21 protein-coding genes and 1 riboswitch are annotated in these 18,526 nt (G+C 68.3%); of the genes, 11 read left to right on the top strand and 10 right to left on the bottom strand.

All coding sequences use genetic code 11. The annotated features are described in order from the left end of the window. Positions 1-25: 25 nt before the first annotated feature. A complete protein-coding gene (locus tag ACK5M9_RS14445; RefSeq protein WP_416893842.1) occupies positions 26-2,284 on the bottom strand; it encodes a helicase-associated domain-containing protein in 2,259 nt (752 codons plus the stop codon). 63 nt (positions 2,285-2,347) lie between these two features. On the opposite strand from ACK5M9_RS14445, the gene ACK5M9_RS14440 reads away from it, so the two are divergent. From ACK5M9_RS14440 to ACK5M9_RS14425, 4 genes are read left to right on the top strand one after another with little or no spacing between them, the layout of a single operon-like run. Further along, positions 2,348-2,542, top strand: coding sequence for a hypothetical protein (locus ACK5M9_RS14440; RefSeq protein WP_416893841.1), 195 nt, complete (start codon positions 2,348-2,350; stop codon positions 2,540-2,542). 9 nt (positions 2,543-2,551) lie between these two features. Next, positions 2,552-3,055 (top strand): cyclic pyranopterin monophosphate synthase MoaC, encoded by a 504-nt coding sequence (gene moaC, locus ACK5M9_RS14435; protein WP_416893840.1) that lies wholly within the window; start codon positions 2,552-2,554, stop codon positions 3,053-3,055. Then, a complete protein-coding gene (locus ACK5M9_RS14430) occupies positions 3,052-3,531 on the top strand; it encodes a MogA/MoaB family molybdenum cofactor biosynthesis protein (protein ID WP_416893839.1) in 480 nt (159 codons plus the stop codon). The genes moaC and ACK5M9_RS14430 overlap by 4 nt, the downstream gene beginning before the upstream one ends. Then, entirely contained in the window at positions 3,528-3,953 is a 426-nt protein-coding gene (locus ACK5M9_RS14425; protein ID WP_416893838.1) for a molybdenum cofactor biosynthesis protein MoaE, read from the top strand. The genes ACK5M9_RS14430 and ACK5M9_RS14425 overlap by 4 nt, the downstream gene beginning before the upstream one ends. Positions 3,954-4,794: 841 nt before the next feature. On the opposite strand, the gene ACK5M9_RS14420 is transcribed toward ACK5M9_RS14425, so the two are convergent. The 3 genes from ACK5M9_RS14420 to moaA form a co-directional block, all read right to left on the bottom strand. Further along, the gene (locus tag ACK5M9_RS14420) at positions 4,795-5,871 is read right to left on the bottom strand and encodes a transglycosylase family protein (protein ID WP_416893837.1); all 1,077 of its coding nucleotides are present in this window, start codon (positions 5,869-5,871) and stop codon (positions 4,795-4,797) included. A gap of 9 nt (positions 5,872-5,880) precedes the next feature. Beyond that, positions 5,881-6,091, bottom strand: a riboswitch (cyclic di-AMP (ydaO/yuaA leader). Positions 6,092-6,304: 213 nt separating this feature from the next. Continuing rightward, on the bottom strand, positions 6,305-6,574 hold the full coding sequence (locus ACK5M9_RS14415; protein WP_416893836.1) for a MoaD/ThiS family protein: 270 nt from the start codon (positions 6,572-6,574) through the stop codon (positions 6,305-6,307). After that, a complete protein-coding gene (gene moaA, locus ACK5M9_RS14410; protein ID WP_416893835.1) occupies positions 6,567-7,646 on the bottom strand; it encodes a GTP 3',8-cyclase MoaA in 1,080 nt (359 codons plus the stop codon). The genes ACK5M9_RS14415 and moaA overlap by 8 nt, the downstream gene beginning before the upstream one ends. 259 nt (positions 7,647-7,905) lie before the next feature. Here moaA and ACK5M9_RS14405 point away from each other — a divergent pair, with 259 nt between their 5' ends. Both ACK5M9_RS14405 and ACK5M9_RS14400 read left to right on the top strand, forming a co-directional pair. Further along, on the top strand, positions 7,906-8,328 hold the full coding sequence (locus tag ACK5M9_RS14405; protein ID WP_416893834.1) for a cold-shock protein: 423 nt from the start codon (positions 7,906-7,908) through the stop codon (positions 8,326-8,328). Positions 8,329-8,459: 131 nt separating this feature from the next. Next, positions 8,460-9,470 (top strand): glutathione S-transferase family protein, encoded by a 1,011-nt coding sequence (locus ACK5M9_RS14400; protein WP_416893833.1) that lies wholly within the window; start codon positions 8,460-8,462, stop codon positions 9,468-9,470. A gap of 38 nt (positions 9,471-9,508) precedes the next feature. Here the strand turns inward: ACK5M9_RS14400 and ACK5M9_RS14395 are convergent, their stop codons facing one another. Both ACK5M9_RS14395 and ACK5M9_RS14390 read right to left on the bottom strand, forming a co-directional pair. Then, positions 9,509-9,994 (bottom strand): DUF2771 domain-containing protein, encoded by a 486-nt coding sequence (locus tag ACK5M9_RS14395; protein WP_416893832.1) that lies wholly within the window; start codon positions 9,992-9,994, stop codon positions 9,509-9,511. After that, entirely contained in the window at positions 9,991-11,676 is a 1,686-nt protein-coding gene (locus ACK5M9_RS14390; protein WP_416893831.1) for an MFS transporter, read from the bottom strand. Before ACK5M9_RS14390 ends, ACK5M9_RS14395 begins: the two co-directional genes overlap by 4 nt. A gap of 264 nt (positions 11,677-11,940) precedes the next feature. Here ACK5M9_RS14390 and ACK5M9_RS14385 point away from each other — a divergent pair, with 264 nt between their 5' ends. Further along, on the top strand, positions 11,941-12,795 hold the full coding sequence (locus ACK5M9_RS14385) for a DUF3027 domain-containing protein (protein ID WP_416893881.1): 855 nt from the start codon (positions 11,941-11,943) through the stop codon (positions 12,793-12,795). An 81-nt stretch (positions 12,796-12,876) separates the two neighbouring features. Here the strand turns inward: ACK5M9_RS14385 and ACK5M9_RS14380 are convergent, their stop codons facing one another. After that, the gene (locus ACK5M9_RS14380; RefSeq protein WP_416893830.1) at positions 12,877-13,332 is read right to left on the bottom strand and encodes an SRPBCC family protein; all 456 of its coding nucleotides are present in this window, start codon (positions 13,330-13,332) and stop codon (positions 12,877-12,879) included. 14 nt (positions 13,333-13,346) lie between these two features. Then, entirely contained in the window at positions 13,347-13,634 is a 288-nt protein-coding gene (locus tag ACK5M9_RS14375) for a DUF2530 domain-containing protein (RefSeq protein ID WP_416893829.1), read from the bottom strand. 75 nt (positions 13,635-13,709) lie between these two features. Between ACK5M9_RS14375 and ACK5M9_RS14370 the strand changes: the two genes are divergently transcribed. From ACK5M9_RS14370 to ACK5M9_RS14360, 3 genes are read left to right on the top strand one after another with little or no spacing between them, the layout of a single operon-like run. Beyond that, entirely contained in the window at positions 13,710-14,141 is a 432-nt protein-coding gene (locus ACK5M9_RS14370; protein WP_416893828.1) for a MarR family transcriptional regulator, read from the top strand. Next, the gene (locus tag ACK5M9_RS14365) at positions 14,138-14,971 is read left to right on the top strand and encodes a TrmH family RNA methyltransferase (RefSeq protein WP_416893827.1); all 834 of its coding nucleotides are present in this window, start codon (positions 14,138-14,140) and stop codon (positions 14,969-14,971) included. Before ACK5M9_RS14370 ends, ACK5M9_RS14365 begins: the two co-directional genes overlap by 4 nt. A gap of 9 nt (positions 14,972-14,980) precedes the next feature. Then, positions 14,981-15,259, top strand: coding sequence for a DUF2537 domain-containing protein (locus ACK5M9_RS14360; protein ID WP_416893826.1), 279 nt, complete (start codon positions 14,981-14,983; stop codon positions 15,257-15,259). 15 nt (positions 15,260-15,274) lie between these two features. Here ACK5M9_RS14360 and sepH read toward each other — a convergent pair whose 3' ends face one another. Then, on the bottom strand, positions 15,275-16,057 hold the full coding sequence (sepH, locus tag ACK5M9_RS14355; RefSeq protein ID WP_416893825.1) for a septation protein SepH: 783 nt from the start codon (positions 16,055-16,057) through the stop codon (positions 15,275-15,277). Between the two features lie 114 nt (positions 16,058-16,171). Next, on the bottom strand, positions 16,172-17,314 hold the full coding sequence (gene serC / locus ACK5M9_RS14350; protein ID WP_416893824.1) for a phosphoserine transaminase: 1,143 nt from the start codon (positions 17,312-17,314) through the stop codon (positions 16,172-16,174). Positions 17,315-17,454: 140 nt separating this feature from the next. On the opposite strand from serC, the gene ACK5M9_RS14345 reads away from it, so the two are divergent. After that, on the top strand, positions 17,455-18,480 hold the full coding sequence (locus ACK5M9_RS14345; RefSeq protein ID WP_416893823.1) for an AurF N-oxygenase family protein: 1,026 nt from the start codon (positions 17,455-17,457) through the stop codon (positions 18,478-18,480). The last annotated feature ends 46 nt before the right edge of the window (positions 18,481-18,526 follow it).

Raw genomic sequence — 18,526 nt, 5'->3', positions numbered from 1 at the left:
GAGTCACCTGCGCCGCTCCTTGTCGTCATTGCTCGCCGGCCGGCACCACCGACGTGATGCGGTGGATGGCGAAGTCGCGCGCTTTGCCGGCCGAGGAATCGAAGGCCACCAGCTGGCCTCCCCGGACAAGAATCGGCGACACCATCCGTTGCGTGGCCACCCCGGCGGCATCAAGGTAGCCGATCAACATTGTTTCCCCGGCCCTGGCAGCCCGTTGCAGCAACGACATCGCAACCGCGGGGTCGACACGGCCGTTTCCGAATGGGGCCGCCGTCACCGTCCGCAAGACGGCGACGATGGCGTGCAGGCTGTCACTGCCGGGTGTGGGCTGCGACCGATGGGGGTGGCGAGGCGGCGGCACTGAAACCCGCGCACCGCCGGCTCGCAGATCGACGATAGCCCCCGTGGAGTCCTCGGCCGCGGGAGCCAATCCCGCAGCCCGTAGCACGGCCAGCACCTCGGCGGTCGGAGCCGGTGACACCGCGACCGTGGGCGCCAGGACCCGCAGCTGCAAGTCCGCGAAGTCAGGCGTCCCGACCGTCTGGGCCAGCAGCGCGGGGTCGGCACATCGGATGAACGAGGCTGCCTGGCCGATACGAAGCTGTCCGTGGCGGCGCGCGACGTCATCGATCAAATAGGTGAGCCCTTGCGGCACTGGGGTTTTGGAATGGTCCGCGAATAGAGCGTGCAGCCACTCTCGGGTTTTTCCGATATCGAGCGCGTGCCGGACCGACTGCTCGGTGACGCGGTAAACCATTGCCACACCGGCTGATTCGATTGTGGCGACACTGGACAAGTCGTCGGACAGGTCGCGGGTCAACGGGCCCGGCACCACGATTGTGAGGTCGGCCTGGACGAGGAAGTGGTCGATCGGTTTGGGTAGCGCACGTGTCATCGCCGCGACGACGGTGCCGGTGTCATCGCCGTGTTCCGCAAGGGTGCGACCGGGAGTGCTGATGCTCCCGCGCCCCACCAGGCCGAGCGCGTGGGCCTCGGAAAGAAGCGCGTCGACCGGTTCGGGTTGCAGGCGCCGTTCCCAGCGTGGGCGTCGCCATATCGCTGCCGCCGAGGCGGCGGTGGCGTCCACGCCCGCGCCCTCGGGTAGGGCGGTAAGGATGCTCAACAACAGCCGTCGATCCAGAGGTGCGGCCGTGGAGAACAGTGAATCGTTCAGGGCGCCATACGGTTTGCCGTCCGGCCCTCGGCTGCCGATCAAGGCCGGGCGGCTGGGCAAGACCAACCAGGTGGTGGCCAGCAGGGCCCAGCGGTCGGCCGCATCCGATGCGCTGAATCGATCGGCTGCGGGAGTGGGCGCCCAACAGGGTCCGTCTGCGCGGGCTGGTTCGGGGTCGGGGATGCCGCTGGCGATCAGCCCGGCTGCCGCCGCGACTTCGAGGATCAGGCCCAGGCGCGGCTCGTCCAAGCCGGTTGCCTTGGTCAGTCGTTTGAGCTCGCGCACACCGATGCCGCCGCTGCGTAACTCGGGAACGGGTGTGGCGCCGAGGGCTTCGAGAAGAATATCCATTTGGTGTAGCAGATCGATCGCTGCGCCTGCGGCCGCGGCGTCGACGTCGGCGGGATCGGTGTTCGAGACCGCCGGATCGGGTTCGGTGAATCGCATGGGGCCGGGGGTCTCGCCGCGCAGGACTTGCCTGACATGTCGGGGCAGGATCACCGTCTCGGTGTCGACGCGGCGCAGGAGGCCCGCGGCCAGCAGTTGCGGCACCGGATGATCGGGCGGAGCGTCGGGTGCCGCATCGCGGGTGCGGCCCAGCGGGGAACCTTGGGCCAGCACGTCGAGGATTTCGCGCAGGGGTCGGGCGAGTGGGTCGATCATCGCGGCGATCTGATCCGCGGTCTGGGAGCGGTCCTCGAGGATGACCTGCCCGGGATACCACGGTAGGGCCCACCGGGCATCGGCGGCCACTCGCACGGCGGTCTCCCCCCAGGCCAGCGCGCGATGCTTGAGGTCTTCCAGTGCGGCTCGCATGTCCACGTCGGGAACCGCGCCGGCGATCAGCTCCAGTAGCTTGGCAACGGGAACCGGCTGGGCATCGGCCTGCAGTACCAGCAGGGCATCGAGGACCGCGAGCCGCAGAAAATCCAATTCATCGGTGGCGGCCGTCACCGATTGGCGTGCTTGGGCGCGCGCGGCCAGGGCAGCGATGCTGCCGGGCGGCGGCTGGGCGAGGTCGGGCCGCAGCTCCAACAGCCGGATCAAAGCTTCGTCGGGCAGCTCGGCGAGCCAGGATTTCAGGGGGGTATCCGGGGGATGGTCGGTCATTGCAGATTCAGCGTAGGCCCGACCCCGGCCCTACCGTCGCGGACTGTCGTCGGACCTGTCAGAATGGGAGGCGTGGCTGACGCAGGCAAGGCAAAGTACGTGGACCCGGGATGGCCCTCTGTAGGCCCCGGCGATCACGCTGTGAGCGAACTCGCGAGCGACCGTTCCGGTGCACTCTCACCGTTTGGTGACGTGGTGTTCCCGGTTCCCACCGACGAACTTCCCTATCTTCATCCGATAACGGATACCACCTGGTAGCTCGTCGGTATGACTGGGCCGGTTGGGTCCCCTGAGGTCCGCCCGCCCACGCTGTCTCATGTGGATGAGCGGGGCGCCGCGCACATGGTTGACGTCACCGAGAAGGGGACGACGCGGCGGATTGCCGTTGCCGCGGGCACGTTGCGGACCACCGCGCACGTGGTCGCGTTGATTTCCAGTGGGGGGCTGCCCAAGGGCGATGCGCTGGCCACCGCTCGAGTAGCGGGAATCCTGGCGGCCAAACGCACCAGCGACCTCATTCCGCTGTGCCATCAGCTTGCCCTCACCGGAGTCGGAGTTGAATTCACCGTTGCCGAGTCGGATATCGAGGTCACCGCGACCGTGCGCAGCACAGACCGCACCGGGGTGGAGATGGAGGCATTGACCGCGGTCAGTGCGGCGGCGCTGACCCTGTACGACATGATCAAGGCGGTGGACCCGGCGGCGCGCATCGACGATGTTCGGGTGCTCCGCAAAGAGGGTGGCCGTAGCGGAAGCTGGGTGCGGCCATGAGCCGGTCCGGGCGAGTCATCATTGCCTCCACCCGTGCCGCTGCCGGTACCTACGATGACAAGTGCGGACCCATCGTTGCTGAATGGCTTGTGCAGCGGGGGTTTTCCTGTGATGCGCCACGTGTGATCGCCGATGGCCGCCCGTTTGCCGACGCGCTTGACGACGCTCTCGAAGAAGGTGTCGACCTGATCATCACCTCCGGTGGCACCGGTATCTCGCCCACCGACAGCACGCCAGAACACACGATGGCCGTACTGGACTATGCGATCCCCGGGCTGGCCGATGCGATCCGCCGCTCCGGTCTGCCGAAAGTACCGACGTCGGTGTTGTCGCGCGGAGTGTGCGGGGTGGCCGGCCGGACGCTGATCGTCAATCTGCCGGGGTCGCCCGGTGGGGTGCGAGACGGGCTCGGGGTGTTGGACGACGTGCTCGACCACGCGCTGTCGCAACTCGCCGGGGGAGACCATCCGCGATGACGGACGTCCTGCGCGCGGCGGTGACCGACCAGCCGATCCTGCTCGCTGAGCACGAAGAATTGGTGAGCCATCGATCCGCCGGCGCCATCGTCGGGTTCGTCGGTGCGGTCCGTGACCACGACGGTGGCCGGAAGGTCGTGCGACTCGACTACTCCGCGCACCCGTCGGCGTCCGATGTCCTGGCCGAGGCGGTCGCCGAGGTTGTCGCGGCGGCAGGTGGCGTGCGGGCGGTCGCGGCCAGCCACCGCGTCGGCGTCCTGAATGTGGGGGATGCCGCTCTGACCGTCGCGGTGGCCGCCGACCATCGGCACGCCGCTTTCACGACCTGCGCGGAGCTGGTGGCCACCATCAAGGAACGGCTACCGGTATGGAAGCACCAGTTCTTCGACGACGGCTCCGACGAATGGGTGGGTTCGGCCTGACCCCGACCGGGGATCCGGCCGGGGTCGTCTGGTCAAAATGGTGGGGGTTCGTTGCGTGTGGGGGCGTGGGCGTCGTTGAGGGCGCGTTCGGTTGCGATGCGGTGGGCTTTGTCGGCGGTGCGGGTGCGTCGGCGGCGGGGGTGCGGGGGTGCGGGGGTGCGGTGGTCGTGCGCGGGGTCGTCGGACGCGTTCGCCCCGGCGACCATACCGGCGGCCGGCGACTGCGAGGGCGAACTGGGCGTCGGAAGCGAGCTGGCGGCATCGAGAGTGAAACCTGGGCGTTGACTGTGAGCACATGGCTTTCACTGTGAACACATGGCGTTGACTGTGAACACATGGCGTTGAGAGTGAGTCTACGGCGGGATTTTCGCAAATTTTCCGCCCTGGCTTCACAGTGAAAGCCGTAGCGTCACAGTCAATGCCGACGATTCACAGTCAACGCCCTGGTTTCACGGCCGGCGGGGGCCGCGGTGACTTCACGGACTTCATGCTCCCGGGTGCCAGCAGAACCGGCTCTGGGTCGTTGAGGGTGCAGAGGGGATCGGTGTGCCGTAGCAGCAACCGCGGCCTCCACCCGCGCGGACCCCGCTATCGCCGCCACCAGTGCGGCATCATCGGCCGCCCGCAATTGCGGCGGATCCAGAATATTCGACTCGAACGGATGTTCGGTAGTGTGCGAAGCGGCGAGCTCGCGCCGAGGCTAGATGAAATAACCGGCGCGGGGCTCCAACGCGGCGACGCTCGAACAGACCCAGCGGCAATGCTCAAACAGACCCAGCGGTCATCGGTACCCGGGAAGTCGATGACCGGTCGGTTTATCGGGGGTTCGGGTTCCGAAGTCTCAGGCCTCGGGGCCGGCGGCGAACGCATCGAGCGCGTCGTTGCCAGTGATTTCCTGTCCGACGATCGCCTGCCAGAGCTCCTCGTGGTAGCCCACGGTCGAGGTATCGGTGATTTCCACCGGCCGGCCGGCGACGTCATCGGACTCCGGCACATCACCCGGCTGAACACCCTCGGCGATGTTCGCGGGCAGGTCCTCGGGCACCGGAACCAGGTCCACCGGGCCGGGTAGGTCCTCGGAGGTGACGATGAGTTCTTCGGGGGCGGGCGAGTTGTCGTAGCCAACCGCCTCTAGCTCGGGCAGGGGCGCAACATCCTCAGGCGCCGGAGGAAGGTCCTCGGGCGCTGGTGCCAGGTCTTCGGGCGCCGGGGGCAGGTCCTCGGGCGCTGGTGCCAGGTCTTCGGGCGCCATGTCGAAGCCCGCCGGCTCTACCGCGGGCGCCGGGGGCAGGTCCTCGGGCGCCGGTGCCAGGTCTTCGGGCGCGGGCGGCAGGTCCTCGGGCGCTGGTGCCAGGTCTTCGGGCGCCGGGGGCAGGTCCTCGGGCGCTGGTGCCAGGTCTTCGGGCGCGGGCGGCAGGTCCTCGGGGGCCATCTCAAAGCCGGCCGGCTCTACCTCGGGAGCCGGGAGGTCGGCCGGCGGCATGTCGGCCGGGGCGTCGATCGGCTCGTCACCGGGCTCGAAGTCGGCCGGTTCGGGGAGCACGTTGCGGGGGGTCGGGCCGGACAGCCCGGTGCCGCACACCGGCCATGCGCCGCGGCCCTGGGTGGCCAGCACCCGCTCCGCCACCGCGATTTGTTGTTCCTTGGTGGCCAGCTGTGCCGACGGGGCGAACTCCCCGCCACCGTGCGACGCCCAGGTGCCGGCCGCGAACTGCACGCCGCCGTAGTAGCCGTTGCCGGTGTTGATGGCCCAGTTGCCGCCGGACTCGCAGCGGGCTACTGCGTCCCATTCGGCGTCGGTTGCCGCGGAGGCCTGCGCGGCCATGGCGACTGCGCCACCGCTGAGCACTGTGCCGGTGAGGGCGATCTTGGCGACGCTGACGCCGGAGCTGGTGGGTTTGCGATGCCGTCCGCTCATGCTGGTGGAATTTCCTCTCGTGTCTACGCCTGCGGGGTCAGCTGTCGGGTTCGGGTAAGAGAGGTCACCCGGCCACGACGCACTCCATTGCGCGGCATGGCTTCACCCCAGGGGCCGGTAAGGCCCCGGGGCCGAACTCGGTGGACCTGGTGGGTCCCCCGCCTCCATCCGCGGGTCGGAATCCCCCGACTCACTGGATGGAGCTAGGCGCGATCTGAGTGAGGGGAGGGCTCGTCGTTCGGGTGTGGCTGACGGGCCTGTGAAGAAGGTAGCGGTTTCCAGCGGTCCCGTCACGCATGGAAAAAACTCGCGCTTTGGTCACCGACGACGGGAAAAGCACCAGAAAGAGCCAGCGTTTCCGCTGGTCATAGCACCTGAGATGCGGTTGTGTCCTGGTTGTTATCGATCCGTTATGTGACGCATATCACGTTTGTTAGCCACCGGCGAACGGTGGAAGTACGTCAACAGTATCGCCGGCGGATAACACTGCGGTGTCGTCTTGAACGGCAAATCCATTGCGCAGGTAGCAGCAGCGGTCCAGGACCGTCGCCATTTTCGTGCTGCGTTTGGCCAGGATCGCTGTCAAATCTGCCACCGTGTTCCCGGCTGTTACCGGCACGATTTCCGACTCCAGCCCGGCGGCCGTTTGTGCGGCTGCGAAGTAGCGGACCGTCACCTCGACGGGGGCGGATTCGTCAGCCACCGATGGCGCTCATCGGGCGGTCGGGCTGGATGAAACTCGGGTCGTTGATGCCGTGGCCGGCTGGCTTGGCCCACATCGCCGCACGCCAGGCGGCCTCAATCGCGTCGTCGTCGGCGCCGCCTCGTAACAGCCCGCGAAGATCGGTCTCCTCGGTGGAGAACAGGCAGCTGCGAATCTGGCCGTCGGCGGTAAGCCGCGTGCGGTCGCACGTGGAGCAGAAGGCATGCGAAACCGAGGCGATGATCCCGACCTTTCCGGCCGGTGTACCGGGCCCCGAGTCGACGAGCCACAGTTCGGCCGGCGCCGAGCCGCGAGGTGCCGGATCGGGTTGTAGGCGGAAGTGCGGTCGCAGCGTCGCCAGCACGTCGTCGGCACTCACCGAGGCGTCGCGACTCCACCGGTGCCCCGCGTCGAGCGGCATCTGCTCGATGATCCGCAACTGGTAGCCGTGGTGCAGGCAGAAGCGCAGCAGCTCGACTAGATCCTCGCGGCCGGTGGTGGGGTCGAGGACGGCGTTGACCTTCACCGGTGTCAGACCGGCCTGCTTCGCCGCGGCCAGGCCGTCCAGGACGTCTCCGAGGCGGTCGCGGCGGGTGATGGCGGCGAAGTGCGCGGGGTCGATGCTGTCCAGCGACACGTTCACCCGGTCCAGGCCGGCCGCGGCCAGAGCGGTAGCCCGTTGGGCGAGCCCGACGCCATTGGTGGTCAGCGAGATCTCCGGGCGCGGTGTGAGAGCGGCCGCGGTGGCAATCGCCTCTTCGAGATGGCGGGCGAGCAGCGGTTCCCCGCCGGTGAACCGCACATTGGTGACGCCCAGCCGGATCACCGCGATCTGGATGAGCCTGGCCAGTTCGCCGGATCGCAGCAATTCCCTGCCGGGCAACCAGTTCAACCCCTCTTCGGGCATGCAGTAGCTGCATCGCAGGTTGCAGCGGTCGGTCAGCGAGACCCGCAGGTCGGTGGCGACCCGGCCGTAGGTGTCGATCAAGGGGCCGTCTGCCGGGGCCGTGGCGCCAGGACGCACTCGGGTGGGTCCCGGCATGGCCGGTATGCCCAAGGCGGTCAGCGTCATGGGGTCCGCCAATCTTGCGGGTCGGCCGGGCCGATCTCCGAACCCAGCGCGGCCCGCAGGTAACCCGGGGCCGGCCACAGGCGACTGAGTGCCAGCCGAATAACGTTCAGGGCGCGACGCATATCGTTGCCAGCCTACCGGCCAATGGGTAAGCCGATCCGCGTACGGCCGAGTAGGATCTGTGATCGTCATCGCGTCCTGTGCAGGCGGGGCGCGTCTCTGTGCTCTACCCCATTCGTCAGACAAGCAGGTGAGAGTAGTGCCAACCGGCAAAGTGAAGTGGTACGACCCCGAGAAGGGGTTCGGCTTCCTGTCGCAGGAGGACGGCGAGGACGTTTACGTCCGCTCATCGGCGTTGCCCGATGGAGTCGAGGGCCTCAAAGCCGGCCAGCGTGTCGAGTTCGGCGTGGCCTCGGGTCGACGCGGACCGCAGGCGCTGAGCCTGACCTTGATCGACCCGCCGCCGAGTCTGTCGAGGACCAGGCGCGAGGCGTCGCGCCGGGAAGCACCGGCCGAACACAAACACAGCCCCGACGAACTGCACGGGATGGTCGAGGACATGATCACCCTGCTGGAAAGCACGGTCCAACCGGAGCTGCGCAAGGGGCGCTACCCGGACCGCAAGACCGCCCGCCAGATCTCCGAGGTGGTCAAGGCCGTGGCGCGCGAATTCGAGGCGTAGGGGTGTGCGCCTTGGCCGTTGACTCTGCGCCCTGGGCGTAAAAGTGCGAGTGGGCTACGCCGTGAGCGCAGAATGAAATCAACTGCTCCGGCGGGCCAGGCCTGGGACAGCGGGTAGGCGGCGAGGGCAGGATGGTGGGTAGGGCCGACTACGTGGGCAAGGGCGAATTCAATCGCGACACCAACTACATCACCACCCGCATCACCGCTGACGGGCGTGACGGCTTCGGGGTAGCGCCGGGGCGCTACCGGCTGGTGGTTGCTCGGGCTTGCCCGTGGGCGAATCGGGCGATCATCGTCCGGCGCCTACTGGGGTTGGAACCGGTTCTCTCCATTGGTTTTTGCGGCCCGACCCATGATCGGCGGAGCTGGACGTTCGATCTGGACCCGGGCGGTCTCGACCCGGTGCTGCGGATCCCGCGCCTGCAGGACGCCTACTTCAAGCGGGACTCCGACTACCCCAAGGGCATCACCGTCCCGGCGATCGTCGACGTGGCTACCGGGGCCGTGGTCACCAACGACTTCGCGCAGATGACTCTTGACTTCTCCACCGAGTGGGCCGCGTATCACCGCGAGGGTGCGCCTCAGCTGTATCCCGAAGGCCGTCGGGACGAGATCGACGAGGTGAGTAAGCGGGTCTACACCGAGATCAACAACGGTGTGTACCGGTGCGGCTTCGCGGGATCGCAGCAGGCCTACGACACGGCATACGACCGGCTGTTCGCCGCCCTGGCCTGGGTGAGCGATCGGTTGGCGGATCAGCGCTATCTGGTCGGCGACACCATCACCGAGGCCGATGTCCGGCTGTTCACCACGCTGGTCCGTTTCGATCCGGTGTACCACGGGCACTTCAAGTGCAATCGAACGAAGCTGTCGGAGATGCCGGTGCTCTGGGCCTATGCCCGAGACCTGTTCCAGACGCCGGGTTTTGGTGACACCGTGGACTTCGTCCAGATCAAGCGGCACTACTACATGGTGCACACCGACATCAATCCGACCGCCATCGTGCCAAAGGGTCCGGAGCCGGCGTGCTGGCTGACTCCGCATGACCGAGAGGCGTTGGGGGGCAGTCCGTTCGGTGCGGGAACGCCGCCGGGTCCGCCCGTCGAGGGGGAGCGGGTGCCGGCTGGGAGCGGGGTTTAGCCGACGATGCCGTACGAAACCGGATCGCCGGTAGCGGCTCAGTAGCTCAGGGCGACCGACCATTCGGCGTGCGGCACCTCGCGCAGGCCGCCGTTGTCGACTACCAGGGTCAGCAGTTGCACGACGATCCCGGTCAGTTGGCCGCGGTGCGGATCCACGGTGGGGATGGTGACGGCACGCCTGGAGTTGGGCCCGAACAGCGTGTCGGCGGTGGCCGTCGGGTCCTGGTAGATCCGCAGCAGGCGCCACGGTGCGCCGGCGATGGACTCGGGCACCGACAATTGCACCGGATGGCGCTTGCTGGCCCGCAATTCGCCCTGGGTCATCGGAGAGTGGCAGTCATCGAGGTTGAGCACATTGCAGTACAGGTACGGCCCGACGCGCGTCGAGTGCCCGTTGGAATAGACGCTGATCTCCGGGAAGTGCGGCCCGGGCCGGTATACCGCTGACCAAACCCCGGTGCCCGCAGCGACTGCCACCAGCGCGGTGACCACCGCGAGCAGCACCGCTTTGCGCCGCGTCATCGGCGAACCACCGCCGGGCCGCGGCGGGTGCCCTCCCTGGCGACCATGACGGGACGGTTGCCGCCGAGGCCCGGGATCAACGAATGGCCCCGGAAACTGACGAGGGTCTGGGCCAGACCCAGAATCAAAATCGAACTGACCACGGTGAAGCCCGCCCAGAGTTCGGTGTAGACCAGCACGCCGACCGCCCCGCCCAGCACCCAGGCCAACTGCAGGGTCGATTCGGATCGACCGAACCCCGACGCCCTCGACTCCTCGGGCAAATCGTGTTGCAACGACGCGTCCAGGGAAGCCTTCGCGATGGCGCTAGCCCCGGAGGTGATCAGGGTTGCGACGGCGGTCGCGATTAGGTTGCCGGCCACTGCGGCGGCGAGTGCGAACGCGGTGACCAGCAGGGTGCAGCGCACCACCAGCACGGCCGGCCGGCCCAGTTTCAGCCGCGCGCTGGCGAAGTTGCCGGCGAAGTTGCCGACCGCCGCGGCCGCGCCGATGGTCCCCAGCATGGCCAGCTGCACCCAGCTGCCGGCGTCGTGGGCCTTGGCGACGAACGCCGGGTAGAGGAACAGGAAGCCCACCATCACCTTGATGGTGCAGTTACCCCAGAGCGACGTAATGATGTTGCGGCCCAACGGCTGACGGAGCTTTCCCGCGGGCCTTCGGGGTTCGTCGGGGACCCGGTGCCGCATTGAATCGCTGTCCCGGTGGTAGCTCAGGGTGGCCGGGACCTCGCCGGCGGTCACCTCGACCCAGCTCGGAATCCGCATCGCCAGCAGGGCTCCCGCGACGGTGACCCCGACGACGACGAACAGCGCCCCCGGGAGTTCGAACAGGTGAGTACCCGCGAACTCGACACCGGCGGCGAGTGCGCCGAACCCGATGGTGCCGCCGAGCAGGCCGAACATCGTCAGCCGGGAATTGACCCGCACCAGATCGATGGTCGGCGGCATCACCCGGGGGGTGACCGCGCTGCGCAACACGCTGAACGATTTCGAGAACACCATCATCGCCAGCGCGCAGGGATACAGCACCCACGAGGGAAAGCTGCCGTGGGCGCCGTCGTAATTCATGATCAGCACCAGTGCCAGCACGGTGCGCAGGGCGAATGAGAACGCCAAAGCGACTCGCCGGCCGTGCTGCAGCTTGTCCAGCGCCGGACCGATCAGCGGGGCGATCACGGCGAACGGTGCGATGGTGATCAGCAGGTACAGCGCGACCTTGGACTTGCTTTCGCCGCTGGCAGCGGCGAAGAAGAGCGTATTGGCCAGGGCGACCGCCATGGCGGCGTCCACGGCGGACTTGGCGACGACCGGCCAGGTCAGCGCGGTGAGCCCGGATTTGTCGGCACCGTCGGCGGTCGCGGCTCGCTGGACCATCGAGTACATCCGCGAACCCATCTCGCGGCTGCGCATCGCGGCGGCGCGGGTGACGGTGATGCGTTCGCCACCGGCGAACCCCCGCGGCGGCGTCGGCGTGTCGTCGCCGACCGGCTCCTCGTCCTCCAGCGGCGGCAAATACCGGTTCGAGCTGGGCATCGGCGGTGGGCGGCGGTATCGACGCTGGCCGGGATCGCCGGCCTGATGACCAGCCCTGCCGGGGTGGTCCCGAACGGGCCCGTGCGATCCGCGCGCACCGGATGCGCCGCGTGCACCATTGCCCGGCCGCCGGCCCGGAAACGGAGCCATGCGGCCCGGGTGATCACGTCGCGGACCGGGCACAGTTCGATTCTGTCCTATGCCGGGCCCCGGTGGAGGCATCCGGTGTGGCTCGTCGGACGTGTCTTCGTGCAGTATTGGGTGTCGGCACCGTAGGAAATCCATCCGCGCGACGCCGAAGCAACACCGAAGCAACACTGAAGCAACCATCGATGAGCGGGGTGACACCGAGGTGACAGCGTGACCGGACCTGTCGAAGAGTCCTCCTCAGCAGCCCCGACGGCTCCAGCAGCCCTGGCGGCTCGGGCCGTCCTGGCCGACTGGCCCGATGAGCTCGCGGGGGTGCTCAGGGACGCGGCCGAGCAGGCCAGGGTTGCTGCCGTGGAGTTCAGCAGCGCCGAAGCCGTCGGCGAACACCTCGGTGTGGACGTCGAAGACCGGAACACCGCCTCGCATCGGTTCGCCGCGCAGCTGCCGGGATATCGAGGGTGGCAGTGGGCGGTCGTCGTCGCCACCTGTTCCGGCGCCGGCCGTGCCACCGTCAGCGAGATCGCGCTGATACCCGGGCCGACGGCTCTGCTGGCACCCGAATGGCTGCCGTGGGAGCAGCGGATGCGTCCGGGCGACCTCGGTCCCGGAGACTTGCTGGCGCCCGCCGCCGACGACCCGCGACTGGTGCCGGGCTACATCGCCAGCGGCGATCCGCAGGTGGACGAAACCGCCGCCGAACTGGGGTTGGGCAAGCGCTGGGTGCTGAGCGCCCTGGGACGCGCGGATGCTGCCGAACGGTGGCACGAGGGCGACTACGGCCCGGACACGGCGATGTCGAGATCGACCAAGCGAATCTGCGCGGACTGCGGCTTCTTTCTGCCGCTCGCGGGATCCCTGGGCGCGATGTTCGGGGTGTGCGGCAACGAATTTTCCGCGGACGGACACGTCGTCGACAAGCGCTACGGGTGCGGCGCCCACTCCGACACGCCGGCCCCGCCGACTATCGGATCGCCGATGTACGAGCCGTACGACGACGGCCTATTCGACGTCGAGCAGGGTCCGGCACCGGCGCCCGCCGAGGTCGAGCCGGCCGCCGAAGACGCGACCGAAGACGCGACCGACGAGGCTACACCGTTGGACGCGAGCCTTGGCCACTGATTCTGCGCTGGTGGCGCAGAAGTGCGGGTAGGCCGCGCCCTGGGCGCAGAGTGAACGCACCTGCTCCGCTCCGCGTACCTTCTACCCGTCCTCGGCCGCGGCCTTGATCCGGGCCAGCGACGTGTTCATACCGTCGACCAATTCGTGTTCGAAAATATCGGTTCCGCCCATCACCGCCTTGACCGTCAAGGCCGAGACTGCCGAGACACCGTTCTCCGCGTGCCGGCTTTCAGTGAGGCGGGTGCCCTTGCCGAGGGGTTCGAGCTCGTAGGTCCAGACACTTCGATTGGTGTTGACCCGGAATGCCAGCTTCTTCTCCGGGACGACCTCGAGCACCGTGCTGGTGGTGGGCCAGAACAGCCGGTTGCGACGGTTGAGGTTGAATGTGCGCGCGCCGGCCCGCAACGGGCCGAACTGGCGCATCCAACGGCACTGCGGGCTCCACTGCGGCATTCGGCGCAAGTCGGACACCAGCGCCCAGACTTTCGAGGGGGGAGCGTCGATGTCGATAGAGGCTTGTAGGAGCGGGCTTGCCATGGGTCCTCCGGGGTCTAGTCGAGATAGGTTTCAAGTCCGGCCTGAGCGCCGCGGGAGCCGCGGCGGGCGGCGGCCAGTTGCCAGGTGAAGATTCCGGTGCCGAGCAATCCGACACCCAGGCCGGCGAGCGTGACCGGGCGCCAACTCTGCAGGCCGGGCACCAGGAAGGCCAGTGCCGCGGCGACCACCCAGCCGACAGCGCCGGCCACCACCACCGGCCACACTTCCAGCAGTACCCGCGGCAACGCCGGAGGTGCCGGGGCAGCTGCCGCTCCCGCAGCGTCGGTGGACTCTGCACTCATCGCCGTTCAACATAGCGCGCCGACGGTTCGGGGCGCTCGCGGTCGGCCGCCCGGCTTCCGTTGTAGCCTCACGCTGTGCCCGATAGCGATGCGCGGCTGGCCGCCGACCTGTCGCTGGCCGTCATGCGGCTGGCACGTCGGCTCCGATTCCGGAACCCGTCAGCCCCGATTTCGTTGTCCCAGCTGTCGGCGCTGACGACGCTGGCACACGAGGGCGCGATGACCCCCGGCTCCCTGGCTGTCCGGGAACGGGTCCGGCCGCCCTCGATGACCCGGGTGATCGCGTCCCTGGTAGACGAAGGCCTCGTCGATCGCGCGCCGCACCCCGGCGACGGCCGGCAAGTGCTGGTCTCGGTATCGACGGCCGGGGCCGAACTGGTCAGGGCGGCTAGGCGGGCGCGCCAGGAATGGCTGACCGAGCGACTGGCGACGCTGAGCGGCGCACAGCGGGAAACCCTGCGCGCCGCCGCCGATCTGATGTCGACGCTGGTCGATGAAAGCCCGTGACCGGCCCGGACATCGACGTCCAGGACGTCTGCGACCCCGATGATCCGCGTCTAGATGATTTTCGTGACCTGAACAGCATCGACCGCCGCCCGGATTTGCCGACCGGCAAAGCCCTGGTGATCGCCGAGGGCGTCCTGGTGGTCCAACGGATGCTGGCATCGCGGTTCTCTCCGCGCGCACTGCTGGGCACCGATCGCCGGTTGTCCGAGCTCAAAGACTCCCTGGCGGGCACCCGCGCGCCCTACTACCGGACGTCGGCGCAGGTGATGGCGCAGGCCGTCGGGTTCCACCTCAACCGTGGCGTGCTGGCCGCGGCGAGCCGCGTCGCCGAACCCACCGTCGCCCAAGTGCTCGCCGGCACCCGTACCGTCGTCGTACTCGAAGGCGTCAACGACCACGAGAACCTGGGTTCGATTTTTCGCAACGCGGCCGCCCTGGGGGTGGACGCGGTGATCTTCGGCAGTGGCTGCGCCGATCCGCTCTACCGCCGCGCGGTTCGGGTGTCCATGGGTCATGCGCTGCTGGTGCCTTTTGCCCGGGCCGCCGATTGGCCGGCCGACCTGGTGCGGATCAGGGAACTCGGCTTTCGGTTGCTGGCCATGACTCCGCGGGCCGACGCGCATTCGCTCCCGGACGCCATGGCCGCCGTCGCCGGGGACCCGGTGGCGTTACTCGTCGGCGCCGAAGGGCCCGGCCTGACTGCGGCAGCATTGCGGATCGCCGACATGGCGGTACGCATACCGATGTCGCGGGGCACCGACTCGCTGAACGTCGCCACCGCGGCCGCGGTGGCGTTCTACGAGCGGGGCAGGGTGGCGGCGTCGAGTTAGACTCCCGGCGTGAACGACGAGTCCGTCCCGTGGGGAACGGGTTTGGCGGTCGCCGGCTTCGTTGCCGCGGTGGTCGGGGCGGTGATCGTGGTACTGAGCCTCGGCCTGATCCGGGTGCATCCACTGTTGGCCGTCGGCCTGAACGTTGTGGCTGTCGGCGGCCTGGCGCCGACGGTGTGGGGATGGCGGCGAACCCTGGTCCGGCGGTGGTTTGTGCTGGGGGCCGGTGTCGGCGTGACCGCCGCGTGGGTGGCCCTGTTGGTCCTGATCGCGGGCGGCGCCGGCTAGCGCGGGCGGCGCGGGTTAGCGCTGGCCGCTCGAACGCACGCCGAGCAGCACCTCTTCCCACGCCGGAACGACCGGCTTGCCCCGGCGATTCTCCGGGTGCGGATCTGCCGCTTCGACCGTAGCGCCGGGTGCCGGAGCCGGTGCCGTCGAAGGCACCGGTTGCGCGGTGGGATCGGATGTCAGGCGGGCTACCGGCGCCAGCTGGCGGGGCTTGAAGGCGGGGTCGATCAGTTCGCTGGCCGCGTCGTCGAGGGCGGTGACGGTGCCGCCGTGTGAACCGGGAGTGAAGCGGAAATGCGCGAGGTTGTCCGACCGGCCCGCCTGCCACCCCATCTGCACAGTCCAGCGGTTGTCCGGGTCGCGCCAGGCATCCCAGCTCAGCCGGTCGGCGCCGAGGCCCCGTGCGTGCAGCGCGGCCGTCACGATGTCCCGCAACGTCGACACCGCGGGTCCGTCGGTCAGGACCGGATGGGCCGCGGCCGCGAGCTCGGCGGCGCGGAAACGTTCCAGGAGCACCGGGTTGGCGAACCGCTGGACTCTGTCGATGCTTGAGCCCGAGGTGGCCGCCACCTGTTCGACGGTGGCTCCGGCGCGGATGCGGGCCTGAATCTCCTTGGGGCTGAGCAGGTTCGCCAGGTCGATGTCGAGCGTTGACTGTTCGGGGGGAATCGGCTCGCCGTCCATTGCGGCCCGCAGCCGGTCGTCGACCGGGAGGGTGAACTTTTCGGTCGAGTCCGCGTCCTCGCAGAGGATGTGTTTGCCGTCCGCGTCGAGCTCGACGACTTTGAGGTCCCGCATGCCTTCTCCTCGCAGGATCCGTGCAGGCCGGCGCCGGACCCGGTAGTCCGCACTCTAATGTGCCGACCGGCGATGACCGCGCTGACACGCCCGGCGTCGGCCGGCCGGCGATTCTCAGAGCCGCTCGACCACCCAGTCGATGCAGGCGGTCAGGGCGCTGATGTCGTCGGGATCCACTGCCGGGAACATTGCGATGCGCAGTTGGTTGCGGCCGAGTTTGCGGTACGGCTCGGTGTCGACGATTCCGTTGGCGCGCAGCGTCTTGGCGACTGCGGCGGCGTCCACGCCGTCGGCGAAGTCGATGGTGCCCACCACCTGCGATCGCAGCGCGGGATCGGTGACGAACGGGCTGGTGAAGGGCCGATCCTCAGCCCACGAATACAGCCGTTGCGCGGAGTCCGCGGTGCGCTTGACCGCCCAATCCAACCCGCCGTTGCCCAGGAGCCAGTCGAGTTGTTCGGCGAGCAGCGCCAGGGTTGCTATCGCCGGGGTGTTGTAGGTCTGGTTCTTGACGCTGTTCTCCACCGCGATGGGCAGCGACAGGAAGTCCGGGACCCAGCGGCCGGATGCGGCGATGGCGTCGACGCGTGCGAGTGCCGCCGGGCTCATGACGGCCAGCCACAGCCCGCCGTCGCTGGCGAAGCTCTTCTGCGGCGCGAAGTAGTAGGTGTCGACGTCGGTGATGTCGACGGGCAGCCCGCCGGCGCCGGAGGTGGCGTCGATGACCACCAGTGCGTCCCCGGAGTCGGCGGGACGTTGCACCGGCACCGCGACGCCGGTCGATGTCTCGTTGTGGGCCCAGGCGATGACGTCGACGGACGGGTCGCTCCGCGGTGCGGGCGCGGTGCCCGGGTCCGACTTGATGACGATGGGGTCGCCGACGAACGGGTTCTTGGCCACGCCGGCGGCGAACTTGGCGCTGAACTCCCCGAAGGCCAGGTGCAGGGAACGCTTGTCGATCAGGCCGAAGGCGGCGGCATCCCAGAAGGCGGTGGCGCCGCCGTTGCCGAGGATGACCTGGTAGCCGTCGGGCACCGAAAAGAGTTCGGACAGCCCCTGTCGTACCCGGCCCACCAGGTTCTTGACGGGCGCCTGCCGGTGCGAGGTGCCGAACACGTCCGCCCAGCCCTTGTTGCCGGTGGCGCTGAGGGCCTGGAGCTGCTCGGGCCGCACCTTGGACGGGCCACAGCCGAAGCGGCCGTCGCGCGGTTTGAGGTCGGCGGGAATATCGAGGGGAGTAGAAAGTTGTTCGGCCATGGGCACCAAGGGTAGTGAGCGCCCACCGGCGCGCTGTGAGGCGGTTCGGGTACTGCCGGGCGCGGGTCTGGATAATTCCCAGTACCGGCGGTACCGTATTAATTGATACGTCCGGTGGGTACCTCGACGGGGAGGCTCAAATGGCTAGGACGCGCATGGTTCGCCGCTGGCGCCGCGGCATGGAAGTTCGCGACGACGCCGAATACGTCGAGATGCTCACCACGCTTTCCGACGGGTCGGTCCGGCGCAACTTCAACCCGTACACCGATATCGACTGGGATTCACCGGAGTTCGCCGTCGTCGACAACGATCCCCGGTGGATTCTGCCCGCCACGGATCCGCTGGGCCGGCACCGGTGGTATCAGGCCCAGCCTGACGAATCGAAGATCAAGATCGGGATGTGGCGCCAAGCCAACGTGGCCAAGGTGGGATTGCACTTCGAGTCCATCCTGATTCGCGGATTGATGAACTACACCTTCTGGATGCCCAACGGGTCACCGGAATATCGGTACTGCGTGCACGAGTCGGTCGAAGAGTGCAATCACACCATGATGTTCCAGGAGATGGTCAACCGCATCGGCGCCGACGTGCCCGGGATGCCGCGGCGGCTGCGCTGGATTTCCCCGCTGATTCCCCTGGTGGCCGGCCCGCTGCCGGTGCCGTTCTTCATCGGGGTCCTCGCCGGCGAGGAGCCCATCGACCACACCCAGAAGCAGATTCTGCGCGAGGGCAAGGTGCTGCACCCGATCATGGAGCGGGTGATGGCCATCCACGTTGCCGAGGAGGCTCGCCACATTTCGTTCGCCCACGAATTCCTGCGCAAGCGCCTACCACGACTGACCAGGTGGCAGCGGTTCTGGGTTTCGATGTGGTTCCCGGTCACCATGCGGGTGCTGGCCAACGCGATACTGATCCCGCCCAAGGCGTTCTGGCAGGAATTCGGCGTTCCCCGGACCGTAAAGAAGGAAGTGTTCTTCAGGTCACCGGAATCGCGGAAGTGGTTGCGCGACATGTTCTCCGACGTCCGGATGCTGGCCTACGACACCGGCCTGATGAAAAGCAGATCTGCCCGGCTGATGTGGCGGATCTGCAGAATCGACGGCAAGCCCTCGCGGTACCGCAGCGAGCCGCAGCGCAGCCGCCTGGCCTCGGTGCCGGCCGCCTGACCGGCAGAGAGCGGATTCATGCCGCATGTGATCACCGGGTCGTGCT

Origin of the sequence: Mycobacterium sp. (assembly GCF_047975165.1) — a bacterium.
Taxonomy (GTDB): domain Bacteria; phylum Actinomycetota; class Actinomycetes; order Mycobacteriales; family Mycobacteriaceae; genus Mycobacterium.
This window is presented reverse-complemented; position numbering and strand designations above follow the sequence as displayed.

Bases quoted from the DNA above. Each gene is read 5' to 3' on its own strand.
- ACK5M9_RS14445 (WP_416893842.1), bottom strand. From the start codon at position 2,284: ATGACCGACCATCCCCCGGATACCCCCCTGAAATCCTGGCTCGCCGAG.
- ACK5M9_RS14440 (WP_416893841.1), top strand. From the start codon at position 2,348: ATGGGAGGCGTGGCTGACGCAGGCAAGGCAAAGTACGTGGACCCGGGA.
- moaC (WP_416893840.1), top strand. From the start codon at position 2,552: ATGACTGGGCCGGTTGGGTCCCCTGAGGTCCGCCCGCCCACGCTGTCT.
- ACK5M9_RS14430 (WP_416893839.1), top strand. From the start codon at position 3,052: ATGAGCCGGTCCGGGCGAGTCATCATTGCCTCCACCCGTGCCGCTGCC.
- ACK5M9_RS14425 (WP_416893838.1), top strand. From the start codon at position 3,528: ATGACGGACGTCCTGCGCGCGGCGGTGACCGACCAGCCGATCCTGCTC.
- ACK5M9_RS14420 (WP_416893837.1), bottom strand. From the start codon at position 5,871: ATGAGCGGACGGCATCGCAAACCCACCAGCTCCGGCGTCAGCGTCGCC.
- moaA (WP_416893835.1), bottom strand. From the start codon at position 7,646: ATGACGCTGACCGCCTTGGGCATACCGGCCATGCCGGGACCCACCCGA.
- ACK5M9_RS14400 (WP_416893833.1), top strand. From the start codon at position 8,460: ATGGTGGGTAGGGCCGACTACGTGGGCAAGGGCGAATTCAATCGCGAC.
- ACK5M9_RS14395 (WP_416893832.1), bottom strand. From the start codon at position 9,994: ATGACGCGGCGCAAAGCGGTGCTGCTCGCGGTGGTCACCGCGCTGGTG.
- ACK5M9_RS14390 (WP_416893831.1), bottom strand. From the start codon at position 11,676: ATGGCTCCGTTTCCGGGCCGGCGGCCGGGCAATGGTGCACGCGGCGCA.
- ACK5M9_RS14380 (WP_416893830.1), bottom strand. From the start codon at position 13,332: ATGGCAAGCCCGCTCCTACAAGCCTCTATCGACATCGACGCTCCCCCC.
- ACK5M9_RS14375 (WP_416893829.1), bottom strand. From the start codon at position 13,634: ATGAGTGCAGAGTCCACCGACGCTGCGGGAGCGGCAGCTGCCCCGGCA.
- sepH (WP_416893825.1), bottom strand. From the start codon at position 16,057: ATGCGGGACCTCAAAGTCGTCGAGCTCGACGCGGACGGCAAACACATC.
- serC (WP_416893824.1), bottom strand. From the start codon at position 17,314: ATGGCCGAACAACTTTCTACTCCCCTCGATATTCCCGCCGACCTCAAA.
- ACK5M9_RS14345 (WP_416893823.1), top strand. From the start codon at position 17,455: ATGGCTAGGACGCGCATGGTTCGCCGCTGGCGCCGCGGCATGGAAGTT.